The organism is Streptomyces sp. NBC_01451 (assembly GCF_036227485.1).
Lineage (GTDB): Bacteria > Actinomycetota > Actinomycetes > Streptomycetales > Streptomycetaceae > Streptomyces.
This window is the reverse complement of record NZ_CP109479.1, coordinates 288,685-312,512: the sequence shown is the minus strand read 5'-3', so window position 1 is coordinate 312,512 and position 23,828 is coordinate 288,685. Positions and strand designations below refer to the sequence as shown.

The following is a 23,828-nucleotide window of genomic DNA, read 5'->3' as shown; positions in this document are numbered from 1 at the left end:
TGCGCGCGGCACGCAGTGGTCCGTCACGCCCGGCCCTGCCCGTCCGGAGCGGCACGACCGGACATGCCGCGTTCGGTCACGCCCACGCTGCCTCGCTGCTCCCGCCTCGCCCACGCCCCACCGGCGCGTTCCCTCCCGGGAGTCTGACAGCGCGAAAGGGCCCTGACCGGCCGAACTGGTGGCCTTCACCCTTGACTCGTACGACCGAATCCGTCCGAGTGCCAGAGCGGCGAACTCGCGCACAGGTCCTTTCAAAGCTCCAATCGGTGCGCGGGTTGGAGCGTGACCATCTGCTGATAGATCGATGGACCGCGGTGGACACCACTCACTCGCCCATCGGCACAGCGTTCACCGCCATCTTCCGGCCCACCGGACTCACGATGCCGACGCTGCGGCGGGACCGGATCCGCGACGAGGCATTCGAGGTCGACGACCCGCTTTACCTGATGCGCCTGTTCGGCATCTCCTCTCACACCGCAATGAGCCTCCGCCAACTTGAAGTCGCAGGTCAAAGGGCTTGTGACTGAGCGCCGCAGTTGGCCAGTCTGGCCAACCAGGTACGAAGCCACGAGTCAGTGGAACCAGACGACAAGGCGTACGTTCTCGGTCCCATGGACCTCGCTGAGGATGCGCACGACGCTCCAGACCCGGCCCCAGTCGGTGTCGATCTCTGCAGCTGAGGCGCGGGTTCGTGTGCCTGAGGCGTCGGTCTCCTGCCAGTCCGTGGTGTCCAGCTCGGCCCAGGTCAGCCAGCTTGTCCCGTGCGCATTGTGGGGGCCGCCGTAGCCGGCCAACTCACCTCGCAGCCCGTCAGAGGCGTCGTCCGGGAAGCCGCGATCCTCCGACAAGGGACGGAAGCCGAAGGAGTTTCGGACTCCGAAGAGGCAGGCCAGGCCGTCGTAGGCATTGCCCCTGTTGAGGGGGAGGAAGAGATCGAGGCCGATTTCCCATACGGAGTCCTCGTCGTCAGGGCCCCATAGGCGGGCACCCGGCCGGCATTCGATCATTCCGCTGACATCGGTCGACATGGAGAGATCCTGCCTGCGCAGGCCAGGAGTCGGCATCGCCATTTCGCTTCGCGCGTGTTTACGTGGTCCGGCCGAGTCTCTGGCTCATCCGGATCCGTGGGCGTTCGCCGACTCGAGTGCTCACCCCGGTGCCGAGACGGTCGGGTCGGTGGCGCTGCCGCGGATCTCCGCAAGGTGGATGTTGATATAGCGGATGAGGGTCAGTGGGTCCTGAGGGTGGTCGGCCTCGAAGGTGACGCGGCGCAGAAGGCCGACTGAACCGAGTGCGACGCCCTCGCGGGCCAGCACGAAGACTAGGGCGAGAAGGGCGGACCGGGCGTTGCCGTCGTCGAAGGGGTGGAAGAAACAGACGTCGAGGTAGGTGCGGGCGGCGCGGGCGGTGGCTGCGCTCTCGGCCAGGCTGGTGTCGAAGCGGGCGGGTGTGTCCGGTCCGAGGCCGTAACGCTCCCGGCCGCCCTTGGCGAATGCGGAGGAGGTGCGGAATGGCGGCGGCTGCGGAGAACCCAGGACGTGCTGATGCCATGTGCTGAGCAACGCGAAGTCGAGCCGCGCTCCGCGTGCCGCGTCGGCCCGGAGCAGTTCGAGGGCGCGGAGCCGGCCTTCGGCCCGAGCAGGGTCGATGGCGCCGTCGAAGGCCCGGATGTCCTCCGCGGGACGGTCGCGAAGGTCGGCCACTGGTCCGTCCGCGCCGGCATCCGGGATCTCGTGCCACGGCACCGACGCGCGGATCGCGAGCCAGCGCTGCAAGTGGTCCTGAGCCTGGACGGCTGCTCGAGTACCGCCGCAGCCCGGCTGTAGAGAGCGAGCGAGCTGCTCAGCGACGTCGCCGATGACCACCGTGTCAGGGCCCGTCCAGTTGTGGAATCGTCCACCGACCGCCTCCTCGACCAGGCCCTTGGCTACCTCCACCGCGACTCCCCAGCGGTCGAGGAACCAGGCGAGCACCTGGCGGCAGTGGTTGTGCCAGCCGCTGCCGCACCCCGTGCGGTCGACGACCTGCAGAATCAGGTTCCGCGCCGCGCGTTCCCACAGGATCCGCTGGTCTTCGATGGCGCTGAGGTCCAGCGGGTAGGCCTCGAACCAGGCGGCGAGGTGTTCCAGCCACTCGCGCGGCACTGCCAACTTTGACTGGGTGTCAGATGATCAAGAAGGAGAACCCCCGCCAGATCCTCCCTATGGCAGGCCGATTCGGCGCTTCATTCGCGGAATCGGAGGTGGAGACTACAAATCACCTTCTTGATCATCTGACGGTGCGTCAAAGCTGACAGTGCCCCTCGCCGCCCACAGCTCCGCCACATTCACAATTTTTTGTGCCAACGAGGGGCTCGCCGCAGCGCGTTCGCAACACCCCTCGCCCGCCTGACCCGAGGCGTGACCTGGCGCGTGTCTACGCCGCGTTCTCGAGGAAGGCCCCCTCGTCCATCATCGTGGTGCCGAACCCGCCCAGGATCTCGTCCATGTTCAGCTCGGTGGCGCCGGCCGGAGCCGTGGGCTTCTGGCCCTCGCTCATCCGCACCACCAGGCCCAGCTTCTTGACCTTCGCGTTCTTGGCCAGCTTTGCGAGGTCGACGGAGACCTCGGTCAGCTCTCCGTTCTTGAGGGTGAAGTCGGCTGTGACCTTGGCGTTCGGGGCGTCCTTGAGGTCCTCGACCCTGGGCAGTTCCATGCCCGGCGGCAAGTTCTTCGCGAGCGGACGGATCTCGCCGAGGAACTCCGTGATCAGCGTACGGAACGGAGCGGTGGCGGTGATGTGCTCGGAACCGTCCTTGTCTCCGGCGGTCTTGAAGTCGACCTCGCGGGCGACGGTCTCGCGCAGCGCCTCCAGTATCTGCTTTTGCGCCTTGGCGTCGAGGGTGGACTCTGGCGCGGGCGTCGCACCGGGCTCCGCTCCCATCTCGGCGGCGGTCTGCTCCATCTCCTTGTTGTTGATCTTCACCCACTCGCCCTCGAGTACCTTCTTGAGCCCGCTCGCCTCCGGGGGAAGGTCCTTCACCGACGGCACGGGAAAGCCCATCGCCTTGCCGAGGGCGTTCACGTCGGAGCGGATGTACGTGTAGTCACCGAGGATCCGGTACTCGGTGATGTCACCGTCCTTGTTGCTGATCTTCAGCGCCATGCCGACGTAGTCCTTCTCCCCAGACTCCCCGATCGGCTTTTTCGACTGCACGGTGACACTGACCTTCGCGCCACTGAACAGGTCGGCGATCGCGGTGGGCATCTCCTCACCGGGCTCCGGATCCATCGAGGCGTCCAGCGCCTTCAGACTCCGGGCGTCCGTGTCGAGATCGAGCTCGAAGGAGATCGTCTTCTCCTTGGCGAGCTTTTCGACGGCCTCGTCGAGCTTCTTCCCGGCGGTGAGCTGCTCCACGGTGCCGCAGGCTGCGGAACCCGCCAGGACGGCGCCGACAACTGCGGTGGCAGTCAAGGTCTTACGTATGGCGGTGATGATGGTCTCCTCGTCAGTACGATCACAACGTGATCACCGACGAAGACTCGTGACGTCAACAAATGGTTGTCCCCGCGTGAGCGACGTCGACAGCGGAACGACGGCATTTCACTGCGCGGACTTGCCACCCGGCTCGGATCCCACAGCGGCTTCACGTTTCGCTGGACGCTGCACATCGACGACAGTGCGTAGCGTGAACATCCACGCAGGAAGAGCAAGGACATGGGCGGGACGACATCTGGGCCGCTCGCCGACTGCCTCAGCCGTGCGCCGGCCGACAAGCTGAACCACCACGGACCTACCCTCCGACGCGGCTTCCGCCTGCAGCGCATCGGCGAACCCGACGGGATCGCCGCCGCCATCGCCTTCCTGCTCTTCGGCGACGCCAGCCATGTCACCACACCCGTGCCGGCGCTCGACGCTGCCACCGCACCCCGGGCGGACACTGTTGGGTGCGCGGTTGCCCATGTGAGGATCACCGCCATGGACGCAGCCTGTGACCCCGAGTACCTGAAGGCGACCGCGCGAGCGGTCGCCGACTTCAAGAACGCGTTGGAGGAGTTTTTGGAGAACACGGCGGCGGCGCTGGCGGTAGGCGGGTGGGGCGCACGAGGGGCTTCCCCGCGAGGATCACGAACAGGTTGTGATCTTCGTAGCGGGCGAGGCAACCATGCCGGCCTTCACCGTCTCGGTCCTCAACGGTGCCCGCCGCATCCGGCTCCAGTGCCGCGCCCGGCTCGCGCTGCGACACCGGCCGCCCGCACCATCCCCGCGTGACCCGCTTCCGGCGCCGGTTCCCCTCTCGCTGACCCCAGCGTGCAACGGGGCAGCGCTCCAGAGCGTCCCGTTGGGGCTATCACCGCCCGGTTCGAGGTGGTAGCGGACGGCACCTCGGTGACAGTGCCCCGGAAACGGAGAGAGGACGAGGTCGGCATTCCCGGCCGTAGGTGGGGCAGTCGCATCGAGTACGAGCCGGGAACCAGCGGACGAACGTCAGGAGGGCACGCGATGCCGGGGCATGTACCGACCGATTTGGCGTCGTGCTTCTGGCCGCCCGCACCCCGGTCCGTACGGGCCATGTCCCGTCCGCCGCGCGCGGAACCCGGCGCCCGGCGGACCCGCGGAAGGAGTCCCTGTGACCACGTTCGTCATCACCGTGCCCGGCACGTTCGTCCACGGAATCTCCGAGGACACCTGCTCCGCCGTCGAGCGCAGCCTCCGACCCCAGGACCCGAAGAACACCGGCCTGGGTGAGAGCGAGGAGCTGAGCCTGCTGACGGTCGACGAGGACGGCATGTTCGCGGCCCGGGTCGAGGTCGAGGCCGCGGACCAGTCCGGGGCCGAGAGCGAAGCGGTACGGCTGGTCTCCACGGCGCTGCGCGACAGCGGTTTCAGCGAGGAGGACGCCCCGCTGGGCGCGGCGATCGTCACCGGCATCGACAGCGAGTTCTAACGGGCTGACCCGCGATTGATCCTGGGGCGTGCTGGCTCTACAACGAGCTCGTGGCCGCGGAGGTCTGCGAGGTGCTGGGGCTGGCGACCGAGCCGCGCACCGTCACCCCGGGGCGCCGGCCCGTGATGGAGATTGCCGGGGTGCCGCACGAGCTGATCCGCTGGACCGCCCGGCGCAGTGACCAGATCGCCGCCTGTCTCGAGGACCTGGAGCACGAGTACGTCACCGCCGTCGACGACAACGGTGAGCTGAAGTTCCTGCCCGTGGTCTCCGAACGGGCCCGCGCCAAACTGAACGGGATGGCCGCCCGCAAGACCCGCCCGCCCAAGCAGAAGACCCAGCCGCTCGCGCAGCTGCGCGAGCGGTGGAAGACGAGCGCGATCCTCACCTCCGGGGTGGCCGTCGACATCATCAACTCCCTCCTCGAGTACGCCCGTGCCACGGTGGCGGCGATCCGGGCCCGGGTCGCCGCCGTGGTCGACGTCGCCCTGGCGGCCGTCGACGTCACCGCGACGGTGTTCGTGATGAACGACGGCGGCCGCTTCCACCGCCGGCACCTGTTCGCCGAAGCCCGCCGCCACCTCGCCCTCGTCCTGCGCGGCCGCCGCCGCGACCCCGGCCTGGATGATCTGATCGTGGCTGCCGCCATCTCCACGCACTGCCTGGACATCAGCGAGCCGAAGACCACGCTCGGTCTGCTGTCGGACTACCGCCTCTACACCGCACGGTGGGCCCTGGCTGACCTCCCCGCCCGGCCCCGCCCACCAACTCCCGTGCCCGACCCGGGCCGGCAGCCCTCCGCCGACTCCGGCGAGCCGGCTGCGCCCCGGACGGACCAGGGCGCGGGGGAGTGGGAGGTACCCCGCCTCCGGCTGAGCTACGACCGGGCCGTGCTCGCTGGCGCGGTGGTGCGGGAGAACAGGCTCCACGGTCTCCAACTCCACGGCGGTGTCAGTCACTTGACGTCTCTCCCATGATCGTCAGATCCGCCGTTAGATTGGCCCTGGCTCACTTCCGGTGGTGACGGAAAGTCATCAGAGGAACGCCTGGTGGGGACGCGCGGATGCCCGCGCGGGACCTCGTTGTCTTGCCTTTGGTGAACTCATGGCTCCGAGTCGACGTGCAACCTGAGCTGGGTAGATCGCTACGGGTAACGAGCATCACTGCCTGCTACCACCGGAAGTGAGCCAGGGCCGTTAGATTTACACTCCCCCCGCCGCCCGCGACGAAGACCAGCGACCGCAGGGAGGCGAACCTGCAGCGGCTGCGGCAGGAGAACACGGACCTGCGCCGCACCCTGGCTCTGTATGAAGAGGCCATCCGGCAGCTCTCGCTCGAAAACGACGCCCTGCGCCAGGGCGCCGCTGTCCTGCCGCTGCCCGCACGCGCCCGACAGATCCCGAGGTCACGGTCTTGACCTCATCCGATGCGAGGACCGGGGCCCCGGTCGTTCGCCCGGCCGGGGCCATCCGGCGTTCAGGGTGCGTACTGGACGCCACGGACGTACCCCGGATACCTGCCGGTCCGCGATGGCCAGGTTCGGAGTCGCGTGACTGCACAACCGTGACGATTACAGTACTGCGCGGCGGTACTGACACTCACAGAGCCGTACTTTCCCCCGACACCAGCCGCAGGTGCTCCGCGCCGACGAGGGCGGCGAGCGTGCTGTCGTAGATCGGGCGGGCGAGGTCGGTGACAAGGGCGTCGTGGATGTCGAAGGCCCGCTGGGGCTTCACCTCGCGGACGTAGTCGATGACCTCCGCGATCTTGCCCCAGGGCGGCATGACGGGGAGCATCAGCGTCTCGACCACGTGGTTGGGGACGGTGAGGGCATCACCGGGGTGGAAAACCTTGCCGCCGTCGATGAGGTAACCGACGTTGGTCATGGGCGGAACGTCGGGGTGGATCTCCGCGTGCCACTCACCGTGGACCTGGACGTCGAAGCCGGCGGCAGTGAAGGTGTCGCCGTGGCCGACGGTGTGCACCCGTCCGGGGAAGGCCGCGGAGACCTGCTCGGCGACCGACCGCAGCGTCCAGATCTCGGCGGCCGGGTTGGCCTCCAGAGCCGCCCGCAGCCGCTCCTCGTCGAAGTGGTCGGGGTGCTCGTGCGTGATGAGGATCGCGTTCGCGCCGACGGCAGCGTCCGCCTCGCTGAAGACCCCGGGGTCGAGGACGAGGATCTGACCGTCCTTCTCCAGGCGGACACAGGCGTGCGACTTCTTCATGACCTTCATGTCGTGACCTTCACGGGCTCATCGTGCCTCCGGGCGAGGCACGGCATTCATTGGAGGCCGATCCCTACCGTCCCGAGCCATGCCGCGACTCAGAGCGGTACCTGGGACCGATCGAAGGAGCCGGGGTCGTATCGACACATCTACACGGTGCCACCCGGGCTCACGCGCTGAGCCGATCGCATGGGCCCAGGGCAGGGTCACTCTGCACGCGCGTGCCTCCTCGTCGAGCGCGCGCCGACGGCGCGCGACCTGCCAACAAGTGTCCGGCCTGCGACGACGGGAGTCTTGTCCGCACGCGTCGCGCGGCTTGTCAATTCGCGACAGTCAGCCCGCGGCGATCTCCGGGGAGCGGCCCAGGCACCGCCGACGGAAATCACGGGGCGCGACGCCGAACGCGGCGTGGAAGCGCCTGCTGAACCCGGCGAGGTCGGTCATCCCGTACTGGACGGCGATGTCCGTGATCGTCTCCTCGGCCCGCTCCGGATCGGCGAGGGCGGCCCGGGCGGCAGCCAGCCTGCGCGCGCGGATCACGGCGGTCAGCGTCTGGCCGGCCTCCTCGAAAGCGCGCTGGAGCTGCCGGACGGACACGTGGTGGTGGGCGGCGACGGTGACCGGTCCCAGGCCCGGATCGCCGAGATGGCGCTCGACGTAGTCCAGGGCGCTGTGACGCAGCCCGGTCACCCGGTCCGGCTGCGGGAGCTGTTCAACCAGAGGGGTCAGCGACGCACCGAGCAGGTGGGCCAGCGCGTCGGCGACCCGCTCCTCCTGCCGCCGGGTGAGCACGCCCAGCCCGTCGACCAGCGGCTTCAACATGCCCACGGTCGTCGCCGCCGCCGGATCAGACGCGGCGACACGGGTGGCGGACACGGCGGAGACGCGCTCGGGGGTCAAGCCGAGCAGACCGGCCGGCAAGGACACCGTGGTCGACCGGGCGTCTTCGGCGAACAGGACCGTGCACTCGCGGCCTGGGTCGATCAGGGCGAGGTCGCCGGGCATCAGGTGCGTCTCCCGCCCGCCCTGGCGCAGAGTCGTGCTCCCGGCGAGGGAGACGACCACGGTCACCGGCGCGGCCGCGCGACCACGCACCGGCCGGGAGCGCAATGTCGAGGCCCCCATTATCGAGTGTGTGACCCGGAGCCGGTCGACCTCGCCCACCGTGATCCGGCCGCGCACGGCCGACCCCAGCGGGGTGAACCAGAGGGGTGCGTAAAGGTCGCAGAGCGCGTCCTGCCACCGCGCGGGCCGAGCGGCCGCGGGCCACTGCTCCGCATCGATCACAGTGACCATTCCGACCTCCTCCGCGGCGACGTCGCCAAATACCACCGATCCTGCCAGACCACGGGCCCGCCGGGCTGCACCGCGGTAGCCACCCCGGCGCCCTCGCGTTCGCCCTCGGTGGACTCCTCCTCGGTGGACTCCGGAGTCGGACGCGACCCCGCACGGAGTTCCAGCAGTCCGCACACAGTCCGCAAGACACCCGCTCAAGACCGTCGCACCCCATCGCCACCAATCGTCAAAAAGCCAGGTCAGCGCCCCACAGGGAGAATCCCCGCAGGTCACCAACCTGGCCCATTACTAGGAGACCAAGCAGGCCTGACGTACAGCCAGCTCTCCATGATCGGCGATCGGTGCACCATCGCAGGTCAGGGGCAGCACGATGGGGTTCGACCGGTTCGCCGGCCGGGCCCCTTCGGCGTTTCCTCATCAGCGGCAGACGAGGATGCCGCCCAGACAGGGGACTGTCTTGGTCCTTCTGTAAGCCCTGGTGACGTTGCTTCTGCGTGTTGATGTCGGGTTACTCAGGGTGAATCCGTGATGTCCGGTGTGGTGGGGTTGCAGTATCGCGTCTGACGAACCATGGGGTGCCCTACCGAAGTCGTGTGCACTCTCACTCCTTCATACACCCTGGCCTGTCTGGTGTTCCTGGCATGGCGGCCGGATCGGGCCCTGGTCGCGGACTACCCCCTACCCGCAGTTGTCCTCTCGGACAACGGACAGCACAGAACCCTGTCCATAACTTGATCTCGTAAGCCCACGGTCCCGGTGGCAGCTGCGTCACGGGTCGGGCCAGGGCGACGTTCCCTGGCCACTCCCTACCGTCAGCCTGCGTGCCTGGGACATCGGCTGCCTGCTGGCGTACTCCCGCACTGACAGGAGGCGGACCGGGCGGTGCGGCCACTGCGGTGCGGCCGTTGTACGTCGCCGCACGCGCGACCCCGGTCGCACTCGACCGGGGTTCTCCTGTGCTCTGTGACCGGCCTGTTGGACTATCCGTTAGCGTCGGAACTGAGGGTTCTGCCTTCGCCACTGGGTGAGAAGTTCGTGGGCCGCCCGAGCGCGTGCTACGTCGCCGCCGAAGGCGCCCGACCTGGTCCTGCTCGCCGACCTCACCCTGATCACCCTGGCCGACGCGAAGAACTGGCCCGTCGCCCAGAGCCAGGAGATCATCCGCATCCCGCACGCGACGTGGAGCATCTCCCTCACTCAGCTCGATGCCGGAGCCTTCGTCGACGTCCTCATCCCGATCACCACCGTGGAGGCCCGGGCCGCTGGCGCACGACGGATCCGCGAGGCGAAGACCGCGATCCGTGACGGACGGTACGAGCACGCCGTCGCCCTCGCCCGAGCGGCCCTCCATCCTGTACGCGGGGCCTGCGACACCCACAAGGTCAACATGGAGGCGTTGAAGAAGAAGCCGGCAGACCGGGACCAGGAAAAGCGCTGGGCGGTGTTCATCCAGAGCGCCTTCAATCTCTTCAGCGGCGCCCCGCACGATGACGCGGGCACCACCGAGAACTTCACCTGGACCCGAGCCGACGCCGTCGCGGCTGTCACTGCCGCCGCAGCCCTGCTTGCTGGTCTGGAAGACCTGCCGTAGTGCCCCCGGCCACACGAGGCTCCAGCCAAGCTCTGCTTGGCTGGTCCAACGCCACCACTGGGGCGGCGCCACCAGCCGGCCGATTCCGGCGGCATCCGCCACCCTCACCCCTGCCCAACCGGCGCGTTGGAGGCCGATGATGACCCGAAGCCTGTTCGACCTCGCCCGGAAGATGACGCCGGAAAAGGTCAGCCGCGAGTTCCGCGACTTCAGCGGAGCCCACGCATACGCATCCGCGCGCCGCCTCATGGACGAGACGTTCGCCGACTTTCCCGACGTCGATCACAGCTTCGTCCGCGAGTTTCAGACCGCAGGCTTCTCCGCTCGTGTCTTCGAGCTTGCCCTCTTCGCCGCCCTGCGCGAACAGGGCAAGGAACTGGACCGCACCAGCCCCGCCCCGGACTTCCTGACGATCGGCGACACCCCCGTGGCCATCGAAGCAACGACCACCAACCCGCCCCAGGGCGGAGAGAAGGACGACGACGAAGACATCGCCGCTGCAGTACGTCGGCTCATCCCCGACGACATGGAAGAAGACCAAGGAGTTCACCATGCAGATCGGCAAAGCCCTGCGCCGCAAGCTCGAACACCGCGATGCGCAGGGTCACGCCTACTGGGAGAAGCCGCACGTCAACGGCATCCCCTTCGTGATCGCCGTGCAGTCCTTCCATAGCCCCAGCGCCCTGATCCACACCACCAGCTCTCTGGCGACCTACCTCTACGGGATCCGGGACATCCCCACCCGGCGACGACCACGGCTCACTCGTGCTGAACTCTCAGGTCGTCACCGAACACCGCCACAAGCAGAAGACCATTCCGAGTGGTCTGTTCGCCCAACCCGAAGCCGAGCGCCTAGCCGCTGTGATCTTCACCAACAGCGCCACCGTGTCGAAGTTCGTCCGCATGGGAACCGAACGCGGCTACGGGCCAGAAGACGTGGCCATAGCCCGCGTCGGCCTCGAGTATGACCCTGACCCGAACGCGTCCGTGCCCGTCGGCTACGTCATCGGTGACTACGGGCCACAGGACCACGAGACCTTCAGCGAGGGCTTCCACGTACTGCACAATCCGTGGACCCTCACACCCCTCTCAGACGGCGCCCTGGAGGGCTTCACCCAGCACCGCCTCCAGCCAGATGGCAGAACGCTCACCACCATCCGCCATCCTGACTACTTCCTCTCCCGGACCTGGATCTTGCAAAGCGAAGACGGTGGAAACCCAGTGCAGACAGCCCGCCGCCGTGTCCAGCAGTACCTGACGGGTCCGGAAGGCGCTCGATGAGCTTGTCCCACGTCTGGACGAGGCACCACCGTCCCCGCCACGCCCGGTGCCGGTTGGCTTCGCACAGGAGGCGCTCGACTTCGGCTGACCCGACGGCAGCGAGGCTCGACAGGATCGCCCGGCCCGGCCCCGCTGTCCGCGGCCAGCGCGCCTAGATCCTCCCTCGCACAACAGCACAACGCGACATCTGCCTGAGGTAGATGCCGCGCCCCGAACTGCCAACGTCTACGTCCACCGCATCCCGATGGCGGACAACTGCTCCATCCGCTCCGAGGGCAGCGTGGCGGCGCGGGTGTGCTGGTTGCCGATCCATGCTCCGAGCTTGATGTCCCGCTGCTCCTGGCTCTCACCGTCGCTGCTGATCATGATCGTCTCCACGTGCTTCCGCGGTACGTGGAGGTGGCCCTCGCGCTCGAAGAACTGCTTGGCGGCGGCGAAGTTGAGCGCCCACTTGTCGGCCTGCGTACTGCGCGGCTTGGGCTTCTCGTCCTCGGTCGCGGGTGTGATCCCGAGGACTTGCTTGCACATCCACTGCTGCACGGCGGTGAGCTTGTCGAAGCCGAGCCGCTGAAGGCGCACCCACCGTCCGAGGTCCTCGCCTTGGCGCACGACCACGCCGGGCTCAGTCGGCAGCTTGCCGCCTTCGTCCAGGTGCTGCCGGGTGAGGTGGAACGCCCGCTGCCACTCCACGGGCCACGTCGGGCACCATGCGGGGTCGATCTCCTCAAGGTGCTCGCGCCGGTCCTCCGACAGGGCGCCGGCCACCGACCCGACCGGCAGACCCTCGGCACGCCGCTGCTCGATCTCGATCGCCTTCCGGGCGGCGGCCTGCGCGTTCTTCAGGAAGATCCCCACCTTCGCCCCCTGATGGGTGGCGTCCAGCGGGGCCAGAAGGTGCCCGTTCTCGGCAGCCCAGCCGCGGGCGGCGGACAGGCCCTCCTCCCACGCGACGTCGAAGTGCGACCACACCATGCCCAGCTTCTCCAAGTGCTCGACACGGTCTGCGTCCGTGTCCCCGCGGGCGTAGAAGCGCCGGTTGTCGGCGATCCACTGACCCAGGGGGAAGTTCGCGAGCGCGGCGGGCCACCTCTCGGCTGTGAATGGGTGCGGTGCTGGCATTGGATGGGCGTCAGCAAGGACGGGATGGCTGTCGCTGCTCACGTTGCGCAGCGGTAGTGATCATGGTTGTCATCGGGTGACCAAGCTGCGCCCTTGGGTGCCAATCGCGAGGATGGCTGGCTGTCATGGGATTGCCTGTTCACACCAGGCAAGCGGGCTCGCGTCGTTGGGATGCTTTCGGGCTGTACTTCCCGTGTTGTCAGTGGAAGGCCTTACGGTCGGTGCCATGGATCTGGAGACGTCACCGTGGGAGCCTCGTGAACGGGTGGAGTACATCTGGGAGCTGGCCGGCAGGGGCGACCTGACCGTGCTGTCACGCGCCCTGCTCTTTCCCGCAGGCTGGCAGGACGAGGGGTTCGGTGTGATGACCGTTCTGCGCGGCCTGCCGGAGGCCGACCGCAAGGCGCTGGCCCGGTTGTTCGTCGAGGACATGGCGACGACGCAGGGCGGTCCCGATGCCCACAAGCGCGGGCTGGTGCTGCTCGCTGCTGTCGCGAGCGGCTTCGCCGACAGCTCCTGGTGCGAGGCGTGGGAGGCTCTGCTGAGGGACAAGGCACGTCGGTTCTGGTACTCCCAGACGGACGACGAGATGTGGACATGCAGCCACGCTCTGCTCAACGCGAGCCGGCATCTTCCCGGCGAGGTGATCGGTCTGCTGCGCCGCTCCGCGAAGGAGGGCTGGCGGCCGGAGTGCATGGAGCCCGTACTCGGCCGGCTTCACGGGCCCGTGCTCAACCCCGGTGACTCCTGGGCCGACCACGTCCTTACCGAACTGCCCACGCTGGGCGAGCCCTGGCACGCCCTCGTGGAGCACGCTCTGCACGCGCCGATGGGGCGTCCAACCCGAACCTGGGACCGCCGCGCGCTCGGCCTCGTCGACCCCCTCGACCTTGAACAAGTCCGTCACACGGTGGCACCCTGGCTGGAGCTTGCCGCCGACGGCGGAGGTGGCAGCGACGGCGACTACGACCCGTACAACCTGTCCGCACTCGTCGGCCTCACCTGGCTGCTCTCCCTGCTTCCACCGCACCCCGAGTCGATCCGCACCCTTGGCGCCCTGGTCGAGCGACCACCCCTGAGGACCCCGTTGACCGGCGCTGCCGTACGCGCCCTGGCCCGCCTACCGCACCACCTGGGCCATCCTGAGCTCCAGCGCCTGTCCACCCGTGTCCGGCACAAGGTGACGTACAGACAGATACATCAGGCACTGGAGCGCTGAGCACGTCGTCCAGCACACTCAGGCTCGATAGCCCGTCGCCGTCTGCCCATTGCTTTCTTCGTAGAGCCCGGTTCGGGTTCGTGGCCTTCGGGGCCGGTATGACTCGTTGCCCCTGTCCTTGATGATCCGGGGGGTGCTGTCACCGGTCCGGCGGCACCGGTTGATCGCTGATGGAAGCGTGTCCGCCCACGGGCAGGGCTGCGTAATGTGGCTGCCGATCTCCGGTGCCCGGGTGGGCCAGCCGCCGCCGCGCCTGCTCGATCTGCACCCCGGGCGCGACCCAGTGCCTCTGCTCGGTGGTGGCCATCCGGTACTGGACCAGTACCGTCAGCACCAGCCGGTCCCGACCACCCACATCCCGCTGATCATCAAGGTCCGCCCGCTTCCTGTCCGGCGCGGCGCGCCGCGCCGGACAGGCCAGCAGCCGGCCCCGCCCAGCGGGCCGACCGCGCAGGCCCGACCACGGTCACCAAGCGACAACACTGCTGTCGACCAGGCCCACATCCCCGACAACAAGCCGGCCCACAACTTTCCACACCTCCTCACCGGCCTGCCTGCAAACGCGCAGTTCACCGCGAGATCCGGTCGTGGTCGGGAGGCCTACATCACCTCTACGTCTCAGTCCACGCCCGCAGCAGGAAGGAGAGAAATGGGTGGGTGGGACAAGCCCCGGGCGGCGGTCCGGGGCGGAGGGTGCACGCGTGGTGACGATATGCTTGCACGCTGGCCCGGAATTCAGGCGTGCCCTCGTCGAGGGTGCCGGAAGTCGGGAAGGAACCGGTTGGGTCGAGTGCGGGACCAGGGGAGGCGATGGGATGCGGCAGGCAGGGGTGCTCGATGTCGGGTGCCACAGTGCTCTGCTGACGGTGGTACAGCGGCGTCCGGGTGCGGTGCTGGAGCCAGTCTTCTCCCGCAAGGTGCGGCTGAGCCTGCACGAGACCCTCGACCACAAGGGCCGTCTGGACAAGGCCGGTATGAAGAGTGTCGAGCGGGCGGTGGCCGAGGCCGTCGCCGCCGACCCGCGTCCGCGCGGGCCGGCGGTGTTCGCGTTCGCGACCTCCGTCATCCGGGACGCGCCCAACCGCGACGAGGTCATCGCGCGCGTGGCCCGCGCCACCGGCACACGCCTGCGCGTGCTGCCCGGCGAAGAGGAGGCGCGGCTGGCCTATGTGGCCGCCCGCCAGTGGGCGGGTCCGACGGCCGGGCAGTTGCTGGTTCTGGACATCGGCGGTGGCACCGTGGAGATCGCCTCCGGCACCGGGGACCAGCCCCGCGTCGTCCACTCGCTGCCGCTGGGCGCACGCAGGATCACCCGGGACTGGCTTCCCGGCGGCACAGTGCCGTCCCGACGATCCCTGGCAGAAATTCTTGAGCACCTCCGCCGGTCCCTGGAAGACGTCCCCGGTCTGCCGCAAGCGCAGCCGGGAGTGCGGGTGCTGGCCTGTTCCAAGACCTTCGACCAACTTGCCCGGCTTGCCGCTGCCCGGAGCAGGGCACCCCGCACACGGCGGCGGCTGACTCTGCCCCGACTGCACGCGGCAGTTTCCTTGCTGGCCGACGCGGCACCGTCCCGCCGTTCCAAGCTGCCGGGTATTTCCCGGCATCGTGCCGAGCAGTCCCTGGCCGGAGCCCTGATCGCCCAGGCGCTCATGGAAGCCTGCGGAGCCAGGAGCGTCGAGATCTGCCCCTGGTCCACCAGGGAAGGGCTTCTGCTTGAACACCTCGGCGTGGCACCCACCCCGGTCGGCCGTCTCCGCCGCGTCGGCTGAGCCCGGCGGACCCGGTCTCCCGAAGACTTTCCCAAGCGAGGCATCCGCTTCCTGGAGGGCATCCCGGCCGCGACCACGGCTCCGGTACAAGGGAGGGTGTGCAGCTGACGATAGGCACATAGGCCGGTACCTATGAACAGGCGATCGCGGCCGTGCAGGCCGCCTACGGCCTCAACCCCGCCGCCGTGGCGAGCAACTGGCCCGACGCCCCCGCGGCGGTGCCCCGGCCGGGCCCGAAAGCCTGAGCGGGGAGGAGCTCGGGCAGGGCTGGACGGAGCGGATGCTCTTCGACACCGTCGCCGCTGTGGTGCCCGGGCTGTGCTGCGCCGCTTGGTCGAAGTGGGCGGCACCGCCTCCTACGACGACGTCCAGGACCACTTCGCCGTGCACCCCGAGACGCCGATCGATCCGAGGCGGATCGGCGGCACGCTCACCAGCATCCGCGCGGTAGGGCGCCGGGTCGGCCCCGACAACCGGTCCAACCTGCTGGAGCGGGACGACCGCAGGCGTATCTACTGGATCGAGCCCGCCCTCCTGGAGGGCCTCAAGCGTGCCTTCGACCTTGCTGAAGCCCGCCCCGACCTGCTGCGCCAGGAGTCGGCCGACTCCTGAACGAGGTTCGAGCCCAGACAGTCCTTCCTGCGCCGCCTGAACGTCCGAGCCCAAGGGCGCGCGGCGGCCCACCTGCTGAGCGCGGCCTTTACTGCCGAACGCCGCGCGACAGGCTGCCCGTTCCGCCACATTGGGCAGGGCAACGGCGAGGGAGGCGACGGGATGAATCCTCTGGGCGGGGACTACCGGGTGCAGGCGCGTTACTTCGCAGACCTGGCAGTGCTGGGAGGTGAGACGTTTACCGAGCACCAGGAGGAACTGGCACGGGCGGTGCTGGAGGCTGTGCTGTTGGTTGGCCTGCCCCCGTACAACATCGAGGCGGCCGCGGACGGTGAGGAGACCGGGGTGGCTCTGGCCCCGGCACCAGGCAACAATCGTGCGCTGCGCGTGCTGTGGCAGCAGGACGCGGCGGCCGTGCTCCACCTCCGGGCCGACGTGTGCGACGCGCAGCAGGCCGCGATGAACCAAACCCTGCGCACCATCTTGGCGGCACATCGGTTGTGGATCGAGGATGGGCCGCTGGGAGAGGCCCCAGTCGTTCTCGGCAGTCACCGCCCCTCAGTGAAGTGACTCGAATTCGAGCCAGATCGTTCGAATCGAACAGGGCTTGATGAATCGGGCAGCGCCCGTGCGTGCGGGGCTCTTGCTGCCGAGCGAACTCCAGAGGGCGGGTGTGTACTGGGGGCTGAAGGGTGGTCCGGGCAGAGGCAGAGCCATGAGTGACCGCACGCAGAACCCCCGGACGCAGGGGGCAGAGAGCACCGCGCTGTGGAAGACGGCCCAGTGGGGCGAGCAGGTCCCGGCCCGGGTGGTGTTCCCCGGATATGGCAGACCGATCAATCGCGAACAGAGGCAAGCCGAACTGACGCGGTTCGTCGGCTACATGGCGGCACGGGGATGGACCGAGGCCCACCGCAGGCCCGGGGCCGTGCTGCTGGCCCGGGTTCAGCCCGCCGACGGTGGAGCAGCCATCAGCGTGGGCGTGACCGGTGTCGCCGCCGGTGCAGCGGTGGGCGGGGCAGGTCTGGTCGGAACTCTGGTGGGCATCGGCATGATCGTCTTCGGTGTGCTTCTGACTCTCACGATCATCGGTGCCATCGTGGGCATCCCCATGATCGCCGCTGGGGCGGCCGTCTTCACCGGCGGCACCGTTGCCGCCACCGCTGGAGGCGCGGCTGGCGCTGCCGGCATGGCGGTCGGAATCAGCGGCGCCTCTGCCCACGACCGCACGCTGCGCCTGCAGGCATGGACCGACGAGACGGGGCGCATCCTCATCAAGGGCATTTGAAGATCGGATACACCCGGCCCTGCCTGGTGTTTCGCTCTCCGTGCAGGGCCCGACCTGATCGCCGCCCGCGGCGCCGACCTGATCACCATCGACGCCAAGGACCGTATGTCCAGCACCGACTCCGACCGCTACGCCGTCAGCAGGGACACCGTGACCGCCGGTCTCTTCTTCACCGCGGCCCACGCCCCGACTCCGCTGTACTACGTCTTCGGCGATCTGAAGGTCCTCACGCCGGCGGAGGTGGTCCACTACACCGCCCACGCCCTGCGCCACCGCAGCGGCGCCTTCCACCTCGTCTACGCCGCCCGACTCTTCGAAGCCCAGGAGGCCGGCGAGAGCGACCAGCGGCTCAAGGAGATCGCCGCCGAAGCGCTCAAGGAGGTGTACTTCCAGGACAACGGCCGCCGCGCCGGCCAGTTGGAAGAGGTGCGCCTCACGGACATCGAGCACTTGGAATTCGATCTTTAGAGGCCGTTGCCGGAACAGCCTACGAGCCCGGACCAGTTGGTCCGGGCTCGCTTGCGTATCCGCAGGGGATCGGACGTTCATGCACGCGATCGGTTCAACGGTGTCCCGTCGCCTCGGCTACCAGTACCGGGGTTGGCCGCGTCACACTCTGGTGAGTCCGAGGCGACGGGTCAGTTCGTCCACGGCGGCACGGTCCTGGTCGGACAGGTTCGCGCGCACCCCGAGGGAGATGCCGACGTCGGGGTCCTCGATCGTCGGGACCATCACGGCGGCGCCGACGAACGGGGTGGTGTCGGGCAGTAGCGTCTCCAGGCGCCGCGCCCAGATCTTCGGCGAGCGGATGTAGGCGGAACCGGTGCGGGCCGCGTCGACCAGGAGGATCGTTGGCATGGACTTGGCCTGCCGGATCTTCTGCTCGTCCTGCAGGGCGAGCCGTACCTCGCTCTCCACGTCCGTCAGGTGAGGGCCCGGCTCGCTGTCCCAGAAGCCGTTCGTAACGGCGACCAGCGAGCCGTTCGGCAAGTCGTCAGCCTGGTAGATCCCGAGGCTGAGCCGGAGTCGCGTGCGAGCCGACCATGGCTGGTGTATCACCGTGACCGCGGTGCCCAGGTTCCCGCTGCGCACCCGCTGGACTGTTTCTGCGACCACCTCGGCCCGCTTGTCGGGCTTGATGGTGAGCGGCTGGGAGTCGGGCATGAGGTGTACCAGGACCGGCGGGTCGATGTCAGCGAGGGCGGTCTTGAGTTCGTCGTGCAGTTCTCGCAGGCCGTCCAGACGACGGGCCTTGACCTCGATGCCCAGGTTCATCTCGCGCAACACCAGATCCGGATCGGTGGCACCGTTGCGCCGGCCGAAGTCGAAGGGGATCCCGGCGCGCGCGAGTTTGGCTCCAGCGAGCATTTCGGCCCGCACGATCAGCAGGTCGTCGTCGAAGGTGCGGGCGTTGCGGAAGTCGCGGCGTACGCCGGCGCGACGTTCCGGCCGCGCCGTCTCCAGGGCCTCGATGATGTTCTCGAAGGCCGTGACGGTGGCGGAGGCGAAGCTGTCCGCTGGGCTGTTCCCGGTAGCCTCGGTGATCAGGTCGGCCAGCGGGTGGTCCTGCGGGGTCTTGTCCATCCAGTCCTGCAGGAAGGGGAATGACGTACTCACGTGAAGTCCTTGAGAGTTGGCCGGGCGGAGGAGACGGTCACGCCTGCGGCACTGTCAGCGTACGCGCGGGTGCGAACGGCCCGCACCAGGATTCCGGCGCCCGCCCCCGCCGCCGCGCTCCCAGCTTTAGCGCGGCGGCCCGGGACTACTTGGTCCGGGGCGGCTGGCGTATCCGCGCCGGATGTTCACACAGGCGACGTCGTGTCCGAGGCGGCACGCGCGGCCAGTACTGCAGCGCCCGGCTGCGCGCCGGTGAGCGCCTGGTCGACGAAGTCCCGTACGAGCGCCACGGTCTCGGGCACCGTGACGTCCTTCGTCCACGTCTCGCCGTGCCACCAGCACTCCAGCTCAAAGCAGTGCGCTCCGTGGGCGAGTTCCATGTGCCGGACCGAAGGCCGGCGTTTGCATAGGCGCCCGCGGTGGCGGTGGCGCTCGGTCGCCTCCAGAAACACCAGCGACATCACCCCGGACGTGTTGTCCGTGGTGACCGGTACGGGGTGCGGGTCGTCCGGGTTGAACACCGTCTGCAGGGTGTGGAGCGGGCTGGTCCCGGTGTCGCCGAAGATCACACCGAGCGCCCCGACGACCACCGCGAGCCGCACGGTGTCGTGCCCGTTCCCCTGCCGCCGATCGACTATGCGGCTCTTCCTGTGTGCCTGCTGCCCAGCCGCGGATCCGGGGCGTCGGTGCGGACGGTGCTGGCTCCCCGGCGCTACGGCGGTCAGGGACGTGCCTCTTCGATGCCGCGAGTTGTCCGGGGCGGGCCGCAACGGGCGTACCCGCACCTGGAGGCTCCGGGTGCGGGTACGCGGGAGATGGCGGATCGTCAGTCGAGTTGAGCAACTTTGGGCAGGTCACCGCTCGCGGCGGCGTCGGCCGGGGGCAGGGCGGTGGGATAGACGCGGACATCGCTGATCGCGCCGTTGGTGAATTCGCCGTAGGAGCCGGAGGAGAGTTTCCGGCCGAGCTGCAGGGGGCCGGTGGCGTTCCAGGGTGTGTAGGTCCAGTCCTTGGTGGCCGCGAGTTTTCCGTCGACGTACAGGCGGACCTCCTTGGCCGAGGCGTCGTAGATGCCGACGAGGTGGGTCCAGCGACCGAGGACCGGTTTGCCGCCGTAGGTCGCTCGCCAGACGGCGCCGTCGGTGTCGGTGCTGTGCCGGCCGAACGCCCAGACCTGGGCGCCGGAGGAGTAGTACAGCTGGAAGCCGTTGTTGGTGGTGCCGTTCTGGGAGACGAAAGTGCTGTTGGCGGTGAGGGAGTTGAGCTTGGCCCAGGCGGAGACGGTGAAGCTCTTGGAGGTGTCGAGGGCCGGGCCGGTCGTACTGCCGTAGCCGGTGCTGCCGTTGAGGGTCACCGCGCTGCCGCGGGTGGTGTCGGTGGTCCAGGAGTAGCCGCCGGACAGCGTGGCGTTGAGTGTGCCGGTGCTGTCGGTGGTGGTGGAGCCGCTGCCTTCGGCGAGTTTCCACCAGTGGGTGGCGGTGTCCGTGACCGAACCCAGGGAGACCGGTGCGGCGAAGTCGTAGGTGGGCGGCGAGATCAGGGCCGGGCTCTGGCGGTAGTTGTACTCGACGAGCTGGCCGAAGGGTCCGACGGCGTAGAGGTCGGGATTGCCGTCCGGGGCGCCGGGGTGCGTGTCGCCCACCTGGACCGGGCTGTTGACGTCGCCGGGGGAGGCGACCATCGGGTAGAGGGCCGGCGGCAGGGTGAGGCCGAGACTGGTGCGCACGTTCGGATGGAGCAGCGCCGGGACCAGAGTGGTCGGGTCGACGGCGATCGGGTAGCTGTACAGCTGGCCGGTGGCGTTGTCACGGGACCACAGGACCGGCTTGCCCTTGAAGGTGCCTGCCGCGATGAGGGTCTGGGTGGTCCAGTCACCGTCGCCGAGCAGGATCGGGTTCTTCAGGTGGTAGCCGCCGTCGGACTGGTAGATCCAGAGTTCCTTGTTCTCGACGGTGATGACGGCGGGGTAGTCGTCGGTGTTGCCGAAGACGTTGCCGGGGGCGATGAGCTGGCTGATGTTCCAGCTCGTGCTGTTGTAGTCGGTGCCGCGGCAGCGGGTGTCGTCCGCGACGACGTCGCTCTGCGCGCAGGCGTCCTTGACCACGCGGTCGAACCGCCTGCCGACGAAGCCGCCGAGGGCGGACCAGGGCTTTCTGGGGAAGGTCGCGTCGTCGAGGGGGTCGAGGTCGTTCTTGACGACGTAGAGGTTCTTGCTGGTCTTGTTGTACGCCCACAGGTCGTCGCCGTTGGCACCGTGCAGGTTGCCGCGGTGGGCGATGAGGTAGTTGTTCCAACCGGTGCCGTCGGGGGAGTCCGCCGGGGTGGAGACGGTGATGGGGCCGGTGACGTCCGGCGGGGTGTCGGTGACGACCGGGTCGCTGTGGACCGGGGACACGGCCTGGGCGGGATCCTGGTTGCCGGGGACGAGGTCGAGGTCGCCGGTCTTGGTGGTGGCGAGCAGATCGGGTACGCCGTCGCCGGTGATGTCACCCGGCTTGATCTTGGTCGCGGGGTCCCACGGCACGGTGAAGGTGTAACCGGCGGGGCTGGTGGAGATGTTGCCGGCCTTGTCCACGCCGGCCACGTACAGGGTGTGCACGCCCCAGTCGCGGATCTTGACGGGGAGGGTGGCGGTGGAGCGGCCCTGACTGTCGGTGCCGGTGATCGCGACGGGTGGTTGGCCGTCGGCGTCGGTGGGCGGCGAGTCGAGCTGCCACAGGAAGGAATTCATGCCGCTGGACTTGCAGGGGCCCGGCCGGCAACTGTCGTCGGCGGCAGGGGAATCGGTGTCGGTCACGGTGAAGGGGATGGGTTTGCTCGGGTCCGGGTAGACGGGGTCGCCCGTACGCGCGGTGCCGACCGGTGGGAAGGCGGGGTTGCCGGTGATGTCCGGGGTGAGCGGTGCGGTGAAGTCGGTGGCGAACCAGCAGTGGTCGGACTTGCCTGAGGTCATGTGCTGGTCGGACGAGTCGTCCTCGGCGTAGACGTCCCAGCCGTACTGGTGGCCGTCCTTGAGGGTGGCGCCGATCTTCATCGCCGCGTCGGTGCCGGAGGCGAGCCAGCCGCTGTCCGGGGTCGAGAGGGCGGTGCCGTTGCCGTCGCCGTCGGGGTCGATCGAGCGGTCCCAGACGTAGTAGTGCGCCCTGACCTTCTCACCGGATATCTGGCTGGTGACGGTGGAGTGCAGGGTGATGTCGCTGCCGGCGTCCGAGTAGGTGGTGGCGCCGATCCAGCCCACCCCGCTGGTGGTGCAGGCGGCCGAGGCGCCGGTGGCGGGCGGGGCGGTGTGCAGGCCGGTGGGCACGCCCGGCGGGATGTCGAAGTTGGTGGTGAGGGTCAGCGTGGTCGACAGGCGCAGGTAGTCGTCGTTCGACGAGGTCTGCGACTCGTTGCCGTACAGGCCGATGGTCCAGGCGTCGGTGCCGTCGCCGAAGGTGCCGTCCGCGTCGTAGCCGTTGCCTTCCTGGTCGGCGATCCGCTGTGCCTGGACCTTGACGTGGAAGGCGGCGGTGCTGTTGCTGCACGAACTGCCGGAGTTGGAGCCGCTGGGCACCGTGTCCGTCACCGGCGGGAAGGAGTTGTTGTCGTCGTGGACGCTGGGCCGGGACAGCCAGTCGGTGCTGGAGGTGATCGCGTTGGTGGTGTGGAGCGTGAGCGGCTGGTTCTGGCTGCAGTTGAAGCTTGCCGCGTACCTGGTGGCGACGTTCACGACGGCGTCGCGGATCACGAACGACGAGTGCAGTTTGCTGGTGTCGATCGTCCAGTAGGAACGCTCCAGGCCGACTCCGCAGGCGCCGCCCCAGCGCTGGTATCCGACCCCCTGGCCGTTGGTCTGCGCCTTGTCGTACTGCGGCGAGTTGTCGCAGGTGGAGCTGGAGTAGATCTCGGTGTAGTGGCCGGCGGTGGAGGAGACCGGGTTGGTGTAGGGGTCGATGTACACCGGATAGCTGGTGTCCGGGTCGGTGAGCATGCCCGCGTCCGGGGTCAGCGTCATGGCTTTGCTGGTGGCGGTCATGGCGACCGGCTTGGTGTCGGCCTCCGGACCGGGGCCGTTCACCGAGGACGTCAGGTCGGCCACCGGTCCGCCGAGCTGGGCGGGAGTGGACGAGGAGTCCCACATCAACGGCTGCGGGCTGACGTAGGCGAGGCCGCCGTCGGTGGTCGTTGCCTGCATGCTGTCGGAGTCGGTGGTGGCCAGCGTGAGGTCGTGGGCGTCCACCGCCAGCTTGAGCCGCTGTAGTTGGGGGTTGGCGGCAGCGTCCGCGTCATGGACGACCAGGACATCGCTGAAACCGCCCTGGTCGGTGACGGACACCGAGAGGTCGACACCGGGCAGCACCGAGGAGTATAGGGCGGTGTCGTCGCTGACGGTCGGTGCGGGCAGGCGGAACGGCAGGGTCAGGGCCATGCTGGAGCCGTCGGCGTGGGTGAGGGTGACCAGTGGGCCCGAGCCACCGCCTGAGACGGTGACGCCGTTCGGTGTGGCCCTGGGGGCGTATCCGCCGTGGTCGTCGGTGATCAGGGTGGCGTCCACCGGGGTCCAGGCGCCGTCCTTGAAGACCCGGGTGGGCAGGGCGCTGGTGGTGTTGGTGAAGGTGCCGTCCGGCAGGGCTTCGGTGGTGGAGACGTCGGTGGTCAGTGCGTCGATCGGGACGGTCTTTCCGGTGGAGAGGGCCTCCGCCCGGGCCGTCAGCAGCGGGTCGGACGGGGCGGGCGCGGAGTCGTCGGCGACGGCCGGGACAGCCGGGAGGACCGGGAGGGCCGCCGCCAGGCTGAGGGCGGTGGCGAACAGGACCAGTCTGCCGGCGGGAGCAGTGCGTCTGCGGCCGGTGCGTATCGGTGGTCTCAACACCTGTCGGGCGTCCTTCGGTTCGCGGGCAGCGG

General features: G+C 68.7%; 22 protein-coding genes and 1 pseudogene. 12 read left to right on the top strand and 11 right to left on the bottom strand.

Features of this window, described 5'->3' with window-relative positions; translation table 11 throughout:
* Nucleotides 1-314: 314 nt before the first annotated feature.
* Nucleotides 315-527, top strand: a complete 213-nt coding sequence (locus tag OG595_RS01365; protein ID WP_329266932.1) for a hypothetical protein — start codon at nucleotides 315-317, stop codon at nucleotides 525-527.
* 45 nt (nucleotides 528-572) lie between these two features.
* Here the strand turns inward: OG595_RS01365 and OG595_RS01360 are convergent, their stop codons facing one another.
* The 4 genes from OG595_RS01360 to OG595_RS01345 all read right to left on the bottom strand — a co-directional run bounded on the left by OG595_RS01360 (nucleotide 573) and on the right by OG595_RS01345 (nucleotide 3,867).
* Nucleotides 573-1,028, bottom strand: coding sequence for a hypothetical protein (locus tag OG595_RS01360; RefSeq protein WP_329266930.1), 456 nt, complete (start codon nucleotides 1,026-1,028; stop codon nucleotides 573-575).
* A gap of 120 nt (nucleotides 1,029-1,148) precedes the next feature.
* The gene (locus tag OG595_RS01355) at nucleotides 1,149-2,144 is read right to left on the bottom strand and encodes a Fic family protein (RefSeq protein ID WP_329282558.1); all 996 of its coding nucleotides are present in this window, start codon (nucleotides 2,142-2,144) and stop codon (nucleotides 1,149-1,151) included.
* A 271-nt stretch (nucleotides 2,145-2,415) separates the two neighbouring features.
* Nucleotides 2,416-3,453: a hypothetical protein gene (locus OG595_RS01350; protein WP_329266928.1), complete on the bottom strand. Its 1,038-nt coding sequence runs from the start codon at nucleotides 3,451-3,453 to the stop codon at nucleotides 2,416-2,418.
* A gap of 129 nt (nucleotides 3,454-3,582) precedes the next feature.
* Nucleotides 3,583-3,867 (bottom strand): hypothetical protein, encoded by a 285-nt coding sequence (locus OG595_RS01345; RefSeq protein ID WP_329266926.1) that lies wholly within the window; start codon nucleotides 3,865-3,867, stop codon nucleotides 3,583-3,585.
* Nucleotides 3,868-4,609: 742 nt separating this feature from the next.
* Here OG595_RS01345 and OG595_RS01340 point away from each other — a divergent pair.
* Nucleotides 4,610-4,927: a hypothetical protein gene (locus OG595_RS01340; protein WP_329266924.1), complete on the top strand. Its 318-nt coding sequence runs from the start codon at nucleotides 4,610-4,612 to the stop codon at nucleotides 4,925-4,927.
* A 14-nt stretch (nucleotides 4,928-4,941) separates the two neighbouring features.
* Nucleotides 4,942-5,904, top strand: coding sequence for a relaxase domain-containing protein (locus tag OG595_RS01335; RefSeq protein WP_329282557.1), 963 nt, complete (start codon nucleotides 4,942-4,944; stop codon nucleotides 5,902-5,904).
* A 621-nt stretch (nucleotides 5,905-6,525) separates the two neighbouring features.
* Here the strand turns inward: OG595_RS01335 and OG595_RS01330 are convergent.
* Both OG595_RS01330 and OG595_RS01325 read right to left on the bottom strand, forming a co-directional pair.
* Nucleotides 6,526-7,161, bottom strand: coding sequence for an MBL fold metallo-hydrolase (locus OG595_RS01330; RefSeq protein ID WP_329266922.1), 636 nt, complete (start codon nucleotides 7,159-7,161; stop codon nucleotides 6,526-6,528).
* Nucleotides 7,162-7,485: 324 nt separating this feature from the next.
* Nucleotides 7,486-8,448: a helix-turn-helix domain-containing protein gene (locus tag OG595_RS01325; protein ID WP_329266921.1), complete on the bottom strand. Its 963-nt coding sequence runs from the start codon at nucleotides 8,446-8,448 to the stop codon at nucleotides 7,486-7,488.
* Between the two features lie 1,024 nt (nucleotides 8,449-9,472).
* On the opposite strand from OG595_RS01325, the gene OG595_RS01320 reads away from it, so the two are divergent.
* The 3 genes from OG595_RS01320 to OG595_RS01310 all read left to right on the top strand — a co-directional run bounded on the left by OG595_RS01320 (nucleotide 9,473) and on the right by OG595_RS01310 (nucleotide 11,320).
* A complete protein-coding gene (locus tag OG595_RS01320; RefSeq protein WP_329266919.1) occupies nucleotides 9,473-10,039 on the top strand; it encodes a hypothetical protein in 567 nt (188 codons plus the stop codon).
* A 136-nt stretch (nucleotides 10,040-10,175) separates the two neighbouring features.
* Entirely contained in the window at nucleotides 10,176-10,712 is a 537-nt protein-coding gene (locus OG595_RS01315) for a hypothetical protein (protein ID WP_329266917.1), read from the top strand.
* Nucleotides 10,713-10,804: 92 nt separating this feature from the next.
* Complete coding sequence (locus OG595_RS01310; protein WP_329266915.1) at nucleotides 10,805-11,320, top strand: hypothetical protein; 516 nt, start codon at nucleotides 10,805-10,807, stop codon at nucleotides 11,318-11,320.
* Between the two features lie 225 nt (nucleotides 11,321-11,545).
* On the opposite strand, the gene OG595_RS01305 is transcribed toward OG595_RS01310, so the two are convergent.
* Nucleotides 11,546-12,439, bottom strand: coding sequence for a helicase associated domain-containing protein (locus tag OG595_RS01305; RefSeq protein ID WP_443072936.1), 894 nt, complete (start codon nucleotides 12,437-12,439; stop codon nucleotides 11,546-11,548).
* A 226-nt stretch (nucleotides 12,440-12,665) separates the two neighbouring features.
* On the opposite strand from OG595_RS01305, the gene OG595_RS01300 reads away from it, so the two are divergent.
* Entirely contained in the window at nucleotides 12,666-13,658 is a 993-nt protein-coding gene (locus tag OG595_RS01300) for a hypothetical protein (RefSeq protein ID WP_329266913.1), read from the top strand.
* A 139-nt stretch (nucleotides 13,659-13,797) separates the two neighbouring features.
* Here OG595_RS01300 and OG595_RS01295 read toward each other — a convergent pair whose 3' ends face one another.
* Nucleotides 13,798-13,992, bottom strand: coding sequence for a hypothetical protein (locus OG595_RS01295; RefSeq protein WP_329266911.1), 195 nt, complete (start codon nucleotides 13,990-13,992; stop codon nucleotides 13,798-13,800).
* 481 nt (nucleotides 13,993-14,473) lie between these two features.
* Here OG595_RS01295 and OG595_RS01290 point away from each other — a divergent pair, with 481 nt between their 5' ends.
* From OG595_RS01290 to OG595_RS01270, 5 genes and pseudogenes are all read left to right on the top strand, one after another.
* Nucleotides 14,474-15,427: a Ppx/GppA phosphatase family protein gene (locus tag OG595_RS01290; protein ID WP_329266909.1), complete on the top strand. Its 954-nt coding sequence runs from the start codon at nucleotides 14,474-14,476 to the stop codon at nucleotides 15,425-15,427.
* Between the two features lie 318 nt (nucleotides 15,428-15,745).
* A complete protein-coding gene (locus tag OG595_RS01285; RefSeq protein WP_329266907.1) occupies nucleotides 15,746-16,039 on the top strand; it encodes a hypothetical protein in 294 nt (97 codons plus the stop codon).
* A 162-nt stretch (nucleotides 16,040-16,201) separates the two neighbouring features.
* Nucleotides 16,202-16,609: a hypothetical protein gene (locus OG595_RS01280; protein WP_329266905.1), complete on the top strand. Its 408-nt coding sequence runs from the start codon at nucleotides 16,202-16,204 to the stop codon at nucleotides 16,607-16,609.
* Nucleotides 16,610-16,754: 145 nt separating this feature from the next.
* Nucleotides 16,755-17,327, top strand: coding sequence for a DUF5362 family protein (locus OG595_RS01275; protein WP_329266903.1), 573 nt, complete (start codon nucleotides 16,755-16,757; stop codon nucleotides 17,325-17,327).
* Between the two features lie 297 nt (nucleotides 17,328-17,624).
* Nucleotides 17,625-17,795: pseudogene (locus tag OG595_RS01270) on the top strand (telomere-protecting terminal protein Tpg); the annotation flags it as partial.
* 141 nt (nucleotides 17,796-17,936) lie between these two features.
* Here the strand turns inward: OG595_RS01270 and OG595_RS01265 are convergent.
* The 3 genes from OG595_RS01265 to OG595_RS01255 all read right to left on the bottom strand — a co-directional run bounded on the left by OG595_RS01265 (nucleotide 17,937) and on the right by OG595_RS01255 (nucleotide 23,796).
* On the bottom strand, nucleotides 17,937-18,944 hold the full coding sequence (locus OG595_RS01265; protein WP_329266901.1) for a hypothetical protein: 1,008 nt from the start codon (nucleotides 18,942-18,944) through the stop codon (nucleotides 17,937-17,939).
* 185 nt (nucleotides 18,945-19,129) lie between these two features.
* Nucleotides 19,130-19,546 carry a KUP/HAK/KT family potassium transporter gene (locus OG595_RS01260; RefSeq protein ID WP_329266899.1) on the bottom strand — a complete coding sequence of 139 codons (417 nt, stop codon included), beginning with the start codon at nucleotides 19,544-19,546 and terminating at the stop codon, nucleotides 19,130-19,132.
* Nucleotides 19,547-19,770: 224 nt separating this feature from the next.
* Nucleotides 19,771-23,796 carry a LamG domain-containing protein gene (locus tag OG595_RS01255; protein WP_329266897.1) on the bottom strand — a complete coding sequence of 1,342 codons (4,026 nt, stop codon included), beginning with the start codon at nucleotides 23,794-23,796 and terminating at the stop codon, nucleotides 19,771-19,773.
* Nucleotides 23,797-23,828: the final 32 nt, after the last annotated feature.